Source organism: Streptomyces sp. NPDC006624, from assembly GCF_040611555.1.
In the GTDB taxonomy this organism is placed as follows: Bacteria; Actinomycetota; Actinomycetes; order Streptomycetales; family Streptomycetaceae; genus Streptomyces.
Genome location: NZ_JBEXOM010000011.1, coordinates 132530 through 146086 on the forward strand (window position 1 = coordinate 132530; position 13557 = coordinate 146086).

At 75.8% G+C, this 13557-nt stretch carries 9 protein-coding genes; 5 read left to right on the plus strand and 4 right to left on the minus strand.

All coding sequences use genetic code 11. The features are described from left to right. Positions 1–195 precede the first annotated feature (195 nt). The gene (gene ppdK / locus ABZY20_RS21630; protein ID WP_356443130.1) at positions 196–2880 is read left to right on the plus strand and encodes a pyruvate, phosphate dikinase; all 2685 of its coding nucleotides are present in this window, start codon (positions 196–198) and stop codon (positions 2878–2880) included. A 24-nt stretch (positions 2881–2904) separates the two neighbouring features. Here the strand turns inward: ppdK and ABZY20_RS21635 are convergent, their stop codons facing one another. Then, positions 2905–3468 (minus strand): rhodanese-like domain-containing protein, encoded by a 564-nt coding sequence (locus tag ABZY20_RS21635; RefSeq protein ID WP_356443131.1) that lies wholly within the window; start codon positions 3466–3468, stop codon positions 2905–2907. Positions 3469–3543: 75 nt separating this feature from the next. Between ABZY20_RS21635 and ABZY20_RS21640 the strand changes: the two genes are divergently transcribed. Continuing rightward, positions 3544–3825 carry a metal-sensitive transcriptional regulator gene (locus ABZY20_RS21640; protein ID WP_356443132.1) on the plus strand — a complete coding sequence of 94 codons (282 nt, stop codon included), beginning with the start codon at positions 3544–3546 and terminating at the stop codon, positions 3823–3825. Positions 3826–3988: 163 nt separating this feature from the next. Here the strand turns inward: ABZY20_RS21640 and ABZY20_RS21645 are convergent, their stop codons facing one another. After that, positions 3989–5581, minus strand: a complete 1593-nt coding sequence (locus ABZY20_RS21645; RefSeq protein WP_356443133.1) for an FAD-dependent monooxygenase — start codon at positions 5579–5581, stop codon at positions 3989–3991. Further along, positions 5578–6192: a hypothetical protein gene (locus ABZY20_RS21650; RefSeq protein ID WP_356443134.1), complete on the minus strand. Its 615-nt coding sequence runs from the start codon at positions 6190–6192 to the stop codon at positions 5578–5580. The genes ABZY20_RS21645 and ABZY20_RS21650 overlap by 4 nt, the downstream gene beginning before the upstream one ends. A 204-nt stretch (positions 6193–6396) precedes the next feature. Here ABZY20_RS21650 and ABZY20_RS21655 point away from each other — a divergent pair, with 204 nt between their 5' ends. From ABZY20_RS21655 to ABZY20_RS21665, 3 genes are all read left to right on the plus strand, one after another. Then, the gene (locus tag ABZY20_RS21655; protein WP_356443135.1) at positions 6397–7245 is read left to right on the plus strand and encodes an oxygenase MpaB family protein; all 849 of its coding nucleotides are present in this window, start codon (positions 6397–6399) and stop codon (positions 7243–7245) included. Between the two features lie 61 nt (positions 7246–7306). Then, a complete protein-coding gene (locus ABZY20_RS21660; protein WP_356443136.1) occupies positions 7307–9877 on the plus strand; it encodes a tetratricopeptide repeat protein in 2571 nt (856 codons plus the stop codon). Positions 9878–9944: 67 nt separating this feature from the next. Then, a complete protein-coding gene (locus ABZY20_RS21665) occupies positions 9945–11522 on the plus strand; it encodes an NAD(P)/FAD-dependent oxidoreductase (protein ID WP_356443137.1) in 1578 nt (525 codons plus the stop codon). Positions 11523–11682: 160 nt separating this feature from the next. Here ABZY20_RS21665 and ABZY20_RS21670 read toward each other — a convergent pair whose 3' ends face one another. Then, a complete protein-coding gene (locus tag ABZY20_RS21670) occupies positions 11683–13410 on the minus strand; it encodes a serine hydrolase (RefSeq protein WP_356443138.1) in 1728 nt (575 codons plus the stop codon). Positions 13411–13557 lie beyond the last annotated feature (147 nt).

Sequence of the window (13557 nt, forward strand, 5' to 3'; positions counted from 1 at the left end):
CGAACGGCCCCCACCCGGCGGGCCGGACCGCCCGCGTGCGGTGCCGGCCGAGCCGGTCGACACTGGGGTACGGGCCGGCCGGCTCCCGCCGGACGGGACCGGCGGCCCCGGCTCGGGGGCCGGAGCTGTCCGTGACGCCGGCGGTGGGGTGGCAGCACCGTCACCGCCGTGCCGCGCGAGCGAGGGACGCCATCCATGAGCACACCGACCCCGTACGTGTACACGTTCGCCGAGGGCGGCCGGGACATGGCCGGCCTGCTGGGCGGCAAGGGAGCGGGCCTGGCCGAGATGACTAGGCTCGGCCTGCCCGTGCCACCCGGCTTCACCGTCACCACCGAGGCCTGCCGCACGTACCTGGAGACCGGGCAGGAGCCGCCCGGACTCGGCGCCGCGGTGGCGAGCGCCCTGGCGGACCTGGAACGCGCCATGGGACGCCGGCTCGGCCGGGCCGACGACCCGCTGCTGGTGTCCGTCCGGTCCGGGGCGCGCTTCTCCATGCCCGGCATGATGGAGACCATCCTCGACATCGGCCTCAACGACGACTCCGTCGTCGGCCTGGCCAAGGCGTCCGGGCAGGAGCGGTTCGCCCGGGACTCCTACCGGCGGCTGCTGCAGATGTTCGGCCGCACCGTCATGGGCGTGGACGGCGCCCTGTTCGAGCAGGCCATCGCCGCGCACACGGCCGCCCGGGGCGCCACCGACGACCACGCCCTCGGCGCGGGTGAAATGGCCGCCCTCGTCGAGGAGTTCAAGGCCGTCATCCGCCGGGAGACCGGTGAGGACTTCCCGCAGGATCCCTTCGAGCAGCTCTACCGCGCCATCCGCGCGGTCTTCGCCTCCTGGAACAGCGAACGCGCCCGCGTCTACCGGCGCCGCGAGCACATCCCCGACGACCTCGGCACCGCCGTGAACATCCAGGCGATGGTCTTCGGCAACCTCGGCCCGGACTCCGGCACGGGCGTCGCCTTCACCCGCGACCCGGCCACCGGCGAGAGCGGCGTGTACGGCGACTACCTCCCCGACGCCCAGGGCGAGGACGTCGTCGCCGGGGTCCGCAACGCCGTGCCGCTGACCGAGCTGAGGCACCTCGCCCCCCGGGTGTACGACGAGCTCGGCGACCGTCTGCGCACCCTGGAGGGCCACTACCGCGACCTGTGCGACGTCGAGTTCACCGTCGAGCGCGGACGGCTGTGGATCCTGCAGACCCGGGTCGGCAAGCGCACGGCGGAGGCCGCCTTCCGGATCGCGCACGAGCTGCGCGCGTCCGGCACGGTCGACGCGGACGAGGCGCTGGCCCGCGTCGACGGCGACGAGCTGACCCGGCTGATGTTCCCCCGCTTCGCCACCCGCACCACCGACGTGCCCGTCGCCCACGGCGTGCCCGCCTCGCCGGGCGCGGCGGTCGGCGTCGTCGTCTTCGACTCGGAGGCGGCCGGGCGGCGCGCGGCCGCCGGGCAGCACACCGTGCTGGTCCGCCGCGAGACCACCCCGGACGACCTGCCCGGCATGATCGCCGCGCAGGCGGTGCTGACCAGCCGCGGCGGCAAGACCAGCCACGCCGCCGTCGTGGCGCGCGGCATGGGCAAGGTCTGCGTCTGCGGCGCCGAGGACCTGGTCGTCGACACCGCGGCCCGGCAGTTCACCACCCCGGCCGGGGTGGAGGTCCACGAGGGCGACACCGTCTCCGTCGACGGCACGGCCGGGAACGTCTACCTGGGCGCGGTGCCCCTGACCGCGTCGGAGGTCAGCGGCTGCCTGGAGACGGGCGAGGCCACCGGGCCGCTGACGCGCGCGGTGCTGAGCGCCCTGGCCCACGCCGACTCCGTGCGACGTCTGGAGGTCCGCGCCAACGCCGACACACCCGAGGACGCCGCCCGCGCCCGCAGGCTCGGCGCCCAGGGCATCGGGCTGTGCCGCACCGAGCACATGTTCCTCGGCGACCGCAGGGCCCTGGTCGAGGCGATGATCCTGGCCCGCGACGACACCGCGCGCGAGGAGGCCCTCGCGGCGCTCCTTCCGCTGCAGCGCGAGGACTTCACCGGCATCCTGGCGGCCATGGACGGCCTGCCGGTGACGATCCGGCTGCTCGACCCGCCGCTGCACGAGTTCCTGCCCGACCGCGTGGACCTGGCCGTCCGCCTCGCCTCCGCCGCGCACCCGGACCCGCACGACCGCGAGCTCCTCGCCGCCGTGGAGCGCATGCACGAGGAGAACCCGATGCTCGGGCTGCGCGGCGTGCGCCTGGGCCTGGCCGTGCCCGGTCTGGTCGCCATGCAGGTGAGGGCGATCGCCGAGGCCGTCGTGCACCGGCTGGGGGAGGGCGGGCGGCCCCGCGCCGAGATCATGATCCCGCTCGTCGGGACGGTCGAGGAGCTGCGGCTGGCGCGCACGGAGACCGAGCAGGTCCTCGCCGAGGTCGCCGCCGGGACGGGCACGACCCTGGACTGCCCGGTCGGCACCATGATCGAACTGCCCCGGGCCGCCCTCACCGCCGGCCGGATCGCCCAGCTCGCGGACTTCTTCTCCTTCGGCACCAACGACCTCACCCAGACCACCTGGGGCCTGTCCCGCGACGACGCCGAGGCCTCCTTCTTCCCCCTCTACCTGGAGAAGGGCGTCTTCGCCGCGTCCCCCTTCGAGACCCTGGACCAGGAGGGCGTGGGCCGGCTCGTGGAGATCGCCGTCGAGGCGGGCCGCGCGGTCCGCCCGCGCCTGGAGACGGGCGTGTGCGGCGAGCACGGCGGCGACCCGGCGTCCATTCACTTCTTCCACCGGGCCGGCCTGGACTACGTCTCCTGCTCGCCGTTCCGGCTCCCGGCGGCCCGGCTGGAGGCGGGCCGGGCGGCGCTCACCGGCGTCACCGGCAGCGACAGCGCCTGAGGCGCCCGCCGGGCGGTGCGGACCTCAGCCGCGCAGCGCGGCGAGGGTGGCGTCCAGGTCGGCCGCCCTGGGCCGGTTGTGCGGCAGCCTGGCGAGCACGCGGGCCATGCCGCAGGTGTCGGTCAGGGCCGAGAAGACCAGGCCGCCGGCCACGCCCGCGGAGATCCACCGTGCCTTGGGCCGCAGCCGTCCGGCGAGCAGTCCCGTGAGCACGAGGGCCCCGGCGGCCAGGCGCACCTGGCGTTCCATCGCCCAGGGCGCGCGGGTGCCGGCCGGGCGGTGGACGTCGTGGCCGAGCTGCGTCCAGGTGCTGGTGCCGCCGGTCAGGGTGGCGGCCTCGATGCCCTCCTCGGCCAGGCGCCGGCAGGCTTCCGCGGAGCGGGCGCCGGAGGCGCAGACGACCAGCAGGTCACCGCGCCCGGCGGCCTCCCTGAGGGTGGGCAGGGCGACGTCGAGGTGGTCGAGGGGGATGTTGTGCGCGTCGGGCAGGTGGCCGGTCGCGTATTCACCGGGGGTGCGTACGTCGATGACGGTCAGCTCGTGCAGGCGCGCGCTGGCCTGATCGGCGGTGAGGGCGGTGTGGGACATGGGCACTTCCTTTGCTCGTGTGAGTCACCCCTTCGGTAGGATACCCGCCGGGGTATCGGTGAAGGGGTGTGGGCTGTGGAACTGGCGATGGCGGCCGGGGAACTGAAGACGGTGGTGAACCGGCTGCGCCGGGCGCAGGGCCAGATCGCCGGGGTGATCGGCATGATCGAGGAGGGCCGGGACTGCGAGGAGGTGGTCACGCAGCTCGCCGCCGCGTCCCGGGCGCTGGACAGGGCGGGCTTCGCGATCATCGCCACGGGCCTGCAGAGGTGCCTGAGCGACGGTGACACGGCCGCCCCGGAGGACCGGGAGCAGATGCGGGCGCGGCTGGAGAAGCTCTTTCTGTCGCTGGCCTGAGGCCCTGCCGTCGAGGGGCCGAGGGGGCGCCGGCAGAACCGCGGTCGGCGCGAAGCCGGGCGGCCGCACACCAAGGCGTCACCGAAGCCGGTGCGAAGCCGGGCGGGCGCGTACCCGAGAGCGTCACACCAGGGCCGGCCGGGCGGCCGCGTACCCGAAGGCGTCACACCAGGGCGTGCGGGGACACCGGCACGCCGGCCAGTGCCAGCCAGCCGGCCAGGCCCGCCGGGTCGGTCGCGCCGCACTGGTAGCCGACGTGGCCGTCCGGCCGGACCGCCACCAGTCCGCGGCCCGGGCTGTTCGCCAGCCGCAGGACGGTGACCCGGGCATCCGGCAGGGCCTCCGGCAGCGGGCGCTCGGCGTCGCGCTGCAGCAGCACATGCACACCCGGCCCGGCCAGCAGGCCGTGCAGCCGCCGCGGCGCCCCCGTGGTGACGACGGTCGCGTCCGGCAGCCGGTCGCCCGGGCGGGGAGCGCCCCGCAGCCGGGGTGTGCCCTGCACCGACAGCGGGCTGTGCCGGTAGTTCACCCGGAGCTGGGACAGCACGCGGACGCCCTCGGCCACCAGCCGGCTCCGGTTCAGCAGGACGGGCACGGCCGGGGCCGCCCAGGGCGCGGCCACTCCGCGGAGCCACGAGGGGATCCGCCCGGTCGACGCCTCCGCCCAGAACGCCGTGTGCGTGAGGGCGAGCCGGCGCTGGGCGGCCGCCCTGCGCTCCGCGTCGTAGGAGTCCAGCAGTACCGCGTCGTCGGGCCCGGCACCGGCCCCGTCACCGTCGCGTGCCGCGGCGAAGCCCAGTTTCCAGCCGAGGTTGACGGCGTCCTGGATGCCGGCGTTCATGCCCTGGCCGGTGGCCGGGGAGTAGTTGTGGGCCGCGTCCCCGGCGAGGAAGAGCCGCCCCCGGCGGAACCGGTGGGCGAGGCCGCACCGCAGCGGCACGCGCGCGGACCACGCCACACGCTCGATGTCCGCCTCCGTCCCCGCGTCGCTCAGCAGCCGTTGCAGATCCGCCTGCGGGACGGCGGGCCCTGGCTGGCCGAAGTTGCGGGCGCCTCCCGGCGGGGCCGCCCGCGTGGCCAGCAGCCGCCAGTCGGCCTGCTCGCCCAGCGGGAAGAGGAAGGCCAGGCCGTCACGGCCCGCGAACACCCGCGCACCCGAGGAGCCGGGGGCCCCGGCCGCATCCGCCAGGTCCAGGTCGGCGAGCACCACCTCCACGGCGTACGGCCTGCCCTGCCACCCGATGCCGGCGCACGCCCGCACGGTGCTGGCCGGACCGTCGCACCCGGCGACGAAGCGGCAGCCGATCTCCTCCGTGCCGCGCGGCGAGCGCAGCACCGCCGACGCCTCGTGCCCGCCGTCGCGGGCCACGACCAGCTCCGTGCCCCGCTCCACCCGCACACCCCGGTCGGCGAGCGCCCGTGTCAGCACCCCCTCGACGTCCGTCTGCCGCACCAGCGCCAGATACGGGAACGCCGTCTCCGGCAGCGCGAAACCGGACAGACCGGCCTCGACGACACGCGAGCCGAGACGCAGCTCGGCCGACGGGGCGGTGTCCGCCCGTTCCAGTACGGCGTCGGCGAGCCCGAGGGGACGCAGGACCTCCAGGGTGCGCGGGTGCAGGATCAGCGCGCGCGACGGTCGGAAGAACTCGGGCCGCCGCTCGACCAGCCGGACGCGCGCCCCGTGGTCATGCGCCGCCAGCGCCAGCGTCAGACCGGTCGGACCGGCGCCGACGACCAGGACGTCCACCGTCATCGCCGCGTCCCGGCCGTCACCCGCCACCACACCGGGGCGTCGTCCGGCCCCCACGCGGAGGTGCCGTCCCGTTCCCCCGCGTCGTCCCTCGCCCCGCCCCCGACCGGGTGGTTCCCGGCGAGGACGTCGTCGCGGCGCACCCCGGGCAGCACGGTGTAGCCGATCGAGCCGGGCACGCTGACCAGGGCCAGCACCCGCCACAGCGACCGGGCGTAGTGCTCGGCCCGCCCGGCGCCGTCCCACTCGTACAGACCGCGGTAACGGCCGCGGTCGTCGTTCTCCAGCCACAGCTTCGAGGCGAACCCGGGGAAGCCGGCGAACAACGGCGTGTTGAGCAGACTCTCCGCACGGAAGACCGCGTGCCCGGCCCCGTGGACCCGGCGCAGCCGGAAGACCACCACCAGCGTGCAGGGGTTCCTCGCCAGCCCGCTGCCGAGGCGGGTCTCCCGGTAGACGCGGGCCGAGGTGCCGTCGGCGAACCGCACGCGCCTGCCCACGTGCTCCCGCGGGAGGTGGAGCCGGCGCGCCGCGAGCAGCGCGCCGGAGGCCAGGAAACACGCCGCCACGGCCCGCCACGCCTCCGCAGGGGGGAGCGGCCTCTGTTCGCTCATCGCGCTCTCCCTTCTCGGGTGAGCCGTGCCGATCCCGGAACGCGGATGCGGGCCACGGCCAGGGAGCAGTACCGGCGTCCACCAACCTATGACCACCCCGGCGAGCCCGCACATCGACCGCGGTGACCGCGGTGACCGCCGTGCGCGGCTGTCGACCCGCCGCCCCGGCTGTGCCATCGTGGGCGCCGGGCGGAGGTGAGGCGCGTGACCGGCGCGGACCCCGGGCTGTTCGGCCCGAGATCGGTGACATGGCAGCTCCACGGCGACCCCATGATGTGGATCGCCGGCATCCGGGCCCTCTACCTCCAGGCCCTGCATCCCCGGGCCGTGCGCGGCGTCCTGCAGAACTCAGACTTCCGGCGTGACGCCTGGGGCCGCCTGATGCGCACCGCGCACTTCGTCGGCACGACGACCTACGGCACCACCGAGGCCGCCGAGCGGGCCGGCGCCCGCGTCCGCAAGATCCACAGCATGCTGTCCGCGACCGACCCGGACACCGGCGAGCGCTACGGCGTCGACGAACCCGGGCTGCTGCTGTGGGTGCACTGCGCCGAGGTCGACTCGTACCTGCACGTCCTGCGCCGGTCCGGGATCCGCCTCACCGACGCCGAGGCCGACCGCTACCTCGCCGAACACCGGCACAGCGCCCGCCTGGTGGGCCTCGACCCCGCCGCCGTGCCCGCCGACCGGGCCGGGATGGCGGAGTACTTCGCGAAGGTGCGCCCGCGGCTGGCCGCCGGACCCGAGGCACGCGAGGTGGACGACTTCCTGCTCCGCCCGCCGACGCACCCGCTCCTCGTACCGGCCCGCGAGGTGCTGTGGCGGCGCGTGGCACATCTGGCGTACGCCTCCCTGCCGCCGTACGCCCACGAGCTGTACGGCAGACCGGCCCCCGCGCCCGCCACCGTGACCCGGCGACTGCGCCTCACCGGTCTCCTGCTGCGCCGCGTTCCCGCCCGTGTGCGCTGGCAACTCCCGCCCCGGCACATCCTGCGGGCCGTGGAGCGGCTCGGCCCCCACGCGCGTCCGGCACCGTACAAACTCGGACGATAGCCCGCCATACTGGGTGGGCCAGGGGGCGGGCGAACAGCTACCGGGGGGAGCGTCGCGCGACATGGGGGAGACCAGGCTCATCCACGGCCGGTACCGGCTGCTCGATCCGATCGGGCGCGGCGGCATGGGCGAGGTGTGGCGGGCACGGGACGAGTCCCTGGGCCGGCACGTCGCCGTCAAGTGCCTCAAGCCGCTGGGTCCCGGCCACGACCACGCCTTCACCCGGGTGCTGCGGGAGCGGTTCCGCCGCGAGGCCCGGGTGGCGGCCGCGCTGCAGCACCGCGGCATCACCGTCGTCCACGACTTCGGTGAGTCCGGCGGCGTCCTCTACCTCGTCATGGAACTGCTGGAGGGCCGCAACCTCAGCCAGCTCCTGGAGGACAACAAGGGGCATCCGCTGCCCGTCGCCGAGGTCCTCGAGATCGCCGAGCAGACCGCCGCGGCCCTCGCCTACTGCCACGAACAGGCCATCGTCCACCGGGATCTGAAGCCCGCCAACATCGTGCGGCTCGCCGACGGCACGGTGAAGATCTGCGACTTCGGCATCGCCCGCCTCGGCCACGACATCGGCTTCACCTCCCGGCTGACCGGCACGGGCATCGCCATGGGCACCCCGCACTACATGTCCCCGGAGCAGATCAGCGGCACCGAGGTCGACCAGCGCAGCGACCTCTACTCCTTCGGGTGCGTGCTGTACGAGATGGCCACCGGCGTACCGCCGTTCGACCTGGACGACGCCTGGGCGATCCTCGTAGGCCACCGCGACACCCCGCCCCGCCCGCCGCGCGAGCACCGACCCGGACTGCCCGGGTTCCTGGAGGCGGTCATCCTCGACCTGCTCGCCAAGGAACCCGCCGAACGCCCCGGCGACGCCCGCGAACTGGCCCGCCGGATCAGCGCGCACCGGGCCGCACCGGTGTACGTCCCGGCCGTCTCGGCGCCCCGGCCCGCCCCGGCATGGCCCGTGTCCGCCCAGGGGGCGGCGATGGCTTGGCCCGCACCTGCCGTGGGGGAGGACGCGGCCGGATCGGAGCAGCGGGTGGCTGAGTCTGCCTCCGACGCGACGGGGCAGGGCGTGTGGCCTGCGGCCGGCGCGGGAGTGCAAGGTGCTCGCGTCGCCGCTGACGGGGTGGCCGTCGCGGCTGACGGGCTGGCGCAGGGCGTTCGGGCCGTCCCCGAACCGTGGCCGCACCCGGCACGGCTCGCGCCCGGCGCCCCGGCGGAGGCTGAACCCGCGCCGCACTCCCCGGCGCCGGGGACTCCCCTCACACCCCACTCCGCAGCGCGGCAGCCCCGCCCCGCCTCCCACCTCACGGCGCCCCCCGCCCCCCGGCTGCCGTCCTGGACCCGGGGCATGACCACCGGCCGCACGACGGCAGGTGCCGGGCCGCGCGCCGCGGTGCCCGGCCCCGAGGCCCGGCTGTCCGGTGAGTGGATCGCCCGGCCCGGTACCGGCCCTGTCCAGGACACCGTCGCCGAGGCGCGGCCCACCCCGTCGCCCGAGGTCCTGAGCGCCCTCGCGGGCCGGCACGACGCGGGGCTCGGTCTCGGGCGGCTGGGCCGGTGGGCGGAGGCGGGGGAGGTGCACCGGGCCGTCGCCGCCGAGCGCGAGCACCTCCTCGGCCCCGACCACCCCGACACCCTCGCCAGCCGCTACGAGGTCGCCTTCACCCTCAGCCGCACCGGCCGCGCCCCCGAGGCCCTGCGCGCGTTCAAGCAGGTCGCGGAGGCCAGGATCCGCACCCTGGGCGCCGAGCACCCCGACACCCTGGCCGCCCGCCAGGAGATGGCCTACGTACTGGGCCGGCTGGGACGCCCCTTCGACGCCCACCGGGTCTACACCTGCGTGCTGTCCGCCCGGGAGCGCACCATGGGCCCCGACCACCCCGACACCCTGCGCTGCCGCCACAACCTCGCCTTCAACCTCGGCCGCCTCGGCCGCCCGGAGGACTCCCACCGCACGGCCCGCGAGGTGGCCGCCGCCCGCGCCCGGGTGCTCGGCCCGGACCACCCCGACACCCTCGTCACCCGCTACGAGGTCGCCTACGCGCTCGGCCAGCTGGGCCGCTGGGACGAGGCACTGGAGACCTACCGGGAGGTGGCCGCCGCCCGTGCCCGGGTGCTCGGCCCCGACCACCCGGACACCCTCGCCGCCCGCCACGAGATCGGCATCAGCCTGGGCCGCCTCGGCCGCGGCGCGGAGGCCCTGGACCTCTACAGCGCCCTCGCCGGGGACCGCACCCGCATCCAGGGCCCCACCCACCCGGAGACCCTGCGCGCCCGGCACGGCCGCTGCGTCAACCTCGGCCGGCTCGGCCGCTGGGAGGAGGCCCTGGCCGAGTCCCGCGAGGTGAGCGCCCTCCGCGAACGGGTCCTCGGCGCCGACCATCCGGACACCCTGGTCAGCCGCCGCGAGGTCGCCGTCGGCCTCGGCTGGCTGGGCCGCTGGGCCGACGCCCTCACCGCGTACCGGCAGGTGGCCGACGCCCGCGAACGGGTCCTCGGCGCCGACCACCCCGACACCCTCGCCGCCCGCCACGACCAGGCACACTGCCTGCGGCAACTGGGCCGCCGCGCCGAGGCCGCGGCGCTGTACCGCAGGCTGGCGGCCCTGCGGCAGCAGCGGGCCTGAGGCGGGGTGGGGCCTTCCGGCCCAGCGCGCTCTGGCCGACGTGGATCACCCCGTGTTACGAAGAACCATGACCGCACCCCTGGGAAACCGCGTGCACCGGACGTACGACGCCGTCATCGTGGGCGGCGGCCACAACGGCCTGGTCGCGGCCGCCTACCTGGCCCGGGCCGGCCGCTCCGTGCTGGTGCTGGAGCGGCTCGGCCACACCGGCGGGGCGGCGGTGTCCACGCGGCCGTTCGCCGGCGTCGACGCCCGGCTGTCCCGCTACTCGTACCTGGTCAGTCTGCTCCCGAAGAAGATCGTCCGGGACCTCGGCCTGGACTTCCGGGTACGCACCCGTACGGTCTCCTCCTACACCCCCGCCGAGCGCGACGGCCGCCCCACCGGGCTCCTGGTCGGCGGCGGCGAGCGCCGGACCAGGGAGGCCTTCGCCCGGCTCACCGGCTCCGACCGCGAGTACCGGGCCTGGCAGGACTTCTACGGCATGACCGGCCGCGCCGCCCGGCGGATCTTCCCGACCCTCACCGAACCGCTGCCGACCCGCGAGGAACTACGGGCCCGCCTCGACGACGAGGAGGGCTGGCGGACGTTGTTCGAGGAGCCGATCGGGGTCGCCGTCGAGGGGCGCTTCACGGACGACCTGGTGCGCGGTGTCGTCCTCACCGACGCGCTCATCGGCACCTTCGCCGACGCCCACGACCCGTCCCTGGAGCAGAACCGCTGCTTCCTCTACCACGTGATCGGGGGCGGCACGGGCGCCTGGGACGTGCCCGTCGGCGGCATGGGCGCCCTCACCGACGCCCTCGCCGACACGGCGCGCGCCGCCGGCGCCGTCCTGGCCACCGGCCACGAAGTGCTGCGCATCGCCACGGACGGCCACACGGCCGAGGTCACCTACCGCACGGCCGACGCCGAGGGCACGGTCGCCGCCCGGCACGTCCTGGTGAACGCGTCCCCGCAGGCCCTCGCGGACCTGACCGGCGACCCGCCCCCGCCCCCCGCCGAGGGCGCCCAGCTGAAGGTCAACATGCTGCTGGAGCGCCTGCCGCGGCTGCGCGACACCGCCGTCGACCCGCGCGAGGCGTTCGCCGGCACCTTCCACATCGCCGAGGGCTACGAACAGCTGGCGACCGCCCACGCCCAGGCCGCGGCCGGTGAGCTGCCCGCGGTGCCGCCCTCCGAGATCTACTGCCACTCGCTCACCGACCCGACCATCCTCGGGCCCGGCCTCGCCGAGCGCGGCTGCCACACCCTCACCCTGTTCGGCCTGCACACCCCGGCCCGGCTCTTCGACCGGGACAACGACGCCGTGCGCGAGGAACTCCTGAAGTCCACCCTCGCCCGGCTCGACGCCCACCTGGCCGAACCCCTCGCCGGCTGCCTGGCCACCGACGCGGACGGACGGCCCTGCATCGAGGCCAGGACCCCGCTCGACCTGGAGCGCGACCTCGGCCTGCCCGGCGGCCACATCTTCCACCGCCCGCTGAGCTGGCCCCACGCCCAGGACGGCACGGGCCGCTGGGGCGTGGAGACCCGGCACGCCAACGTGCTGCTGTGCGGGGCCGGCGCGGTGCGCGGGGGAGGGGTCAGCGGGGTGCCCGGGCACAACGCGGCGAAGGCCGTACTGGAAGACGGGGCCGGCTGAAGCGCACACCGATCCGCGGGCACTCCGAATGCACGCAAGTGATCCGTACCGCCGGCCGCCCCAGCGGACGGCCGCACCGACCCGGGAGGCTCCCCTGGCCGGGCTCAGCCCGGCCGGACCTCCAGGAGGCACTCAAGGGCCGACCAGTGAGGCGACCGCCTCAGCCGGCCGACGGCGCCCACCCCGCCGCTTCGAGGCGCGCCCGGTCCGCCGGGCGCGCCTCGTCGAACAGGACGCCGTCGGCCGCCGTCACGCGCAGCGCGTCGACATAGCAGCCGCGGCCCACGTAGAGCCGGTCCGTGGCGTACCGCCAGCGCAGGGTGAGGGCGCGGGCCGCGGGGACGCCGGCGGTGAGCCGGTGCCAGACGCGGCCCGACCAGCCGGTGACCGTCCCCGACGGGTGGCGCTCGGGGTCCTCGCCGCGGCGCGACGTCGTGAACGGCACCGGCTGCCACGTCGTACCGCCGTCGGAGGAGGACTCCAGCGCCAGGGCGTCGGCCTTCGGCTCGGTGTCCCACCACAGCACGCACTCCAGCCGCACCCCGCCGAAGGACGTGTCGAGCGCGGGCAGGGTGAGCGTGGCCGTCGCCGACGCCGCCATACCGGAGAACCAGGCCGTGCGGCCCCGCACCGGGCGGACCGCCACGGCCCGCGCCAGGTGGTTCGCGGCGGCCACCCGGGGCGCGGACCCGGAACGCCAGGTGCGCACCGGGTGCACGGAGTTGCCGAGCACCACGAGGAACGAGTCGGTGGTCGGGTCGAGCACCAGTGAGGTACCCGTGAACCCGGTGTGCCCGGCGGTGCGGGGCGTGGCCATCGCGCCCATGTACCAGTGCTGGTAGAGCTCGAAGCCGAGCCCGTGCTCGTCCCCGGGGAACGCGGTGTTGAAGTCGGTGAACATCAGCTCCACCGACTCCGGCCGCAGGATGCGGGTCCGCCCGTAGACACCGCCGTTGAGCAGCGTACGGCCGAGGACCGCCAGGTCCCACGCGTCGGAGAACACGCCCGCGTGGCCCGCGACCCCGCCCAGGGCGAAGGCGTTCTCGTCGTGCACCTCGCCCCACACCAGTCCCCGGTCCAGCCCCGACCACGGCGGGCGCGCGTCCTCCGTCGCGGCGATCTTCGGGCGCCAGGAGGCGGGCGGGTTGTACCGGGTGCGGCGCAGGCCGAGCGGCGCGGTGATCTCCTCGCGCAGCAGGACGTCCAGGGCGCGTCCGGTGATCTGCTCCAGCACCAGCTGCAGCGAGATGAGGTTCAGATCCGAGTACAGGTACGCGGTGCCCGGGGCGCTGACCGGCTTCTCGTCCCAGATGCGCCGGAGCTTCTCCTCGTACGTCGGCGCGCTGTACAGCGGGATCCAGGCGCGGAACCCCGAGGTGTGCGTGAGGAGCTGACGGACCGTGACGTCCTGCTTGCCGGCCCGGCCGAACTCCGGCAGGTACGAGGCGACCTTCGCCTCCAGGTCCAGCCGTCCCCGCTCCACCTGCTGCACGGCGAGGAGCGAGGTGAACAGCTTCGACACCGAGGCCAGGTCGAAGACGGTGTCCTCGGCCATCGGGATCTGCTCCTCGGGCGGGAACTCCACACCGGTGTCCGTCTTCTCGTCGTAGGCCCGGTAGCGCACGGCCGTGCCGAGGGGCCGGTGCAGCGCGACGGTGCCGCCGCGCCCGGCGAGCAGGACGGCGCCCGCGTACCAGGGGTGCTCGGGGGACGGGCCGAGGAAGGCCTCGGCGTCGGTGACCAGACGGCGCAGGGGCGCGGCGAGCAGCCCGGCGCGTGCGGCGGTTCCGTGCCGCAGGGTGGGGCGATGGCCCGGCGGGGCGGCGTCGGCGGGCCGGGCGCCCAGCACGGACAGCGGCGCGAGGGCGAGCGCACCGCCCAGGGCCATCCCTCCTCGGGTCAGTTGACGCCGAGTCAGTTCTCCGCTCGCCGGTCTGCCGGTCACCGCACACCCCTTCGCCTCGACCGCCGCATACGTCCCCGGAAGTATGTCCGTCGAACACGGCGGTGAACCGGACGGCGAGCGGTCCGCAGC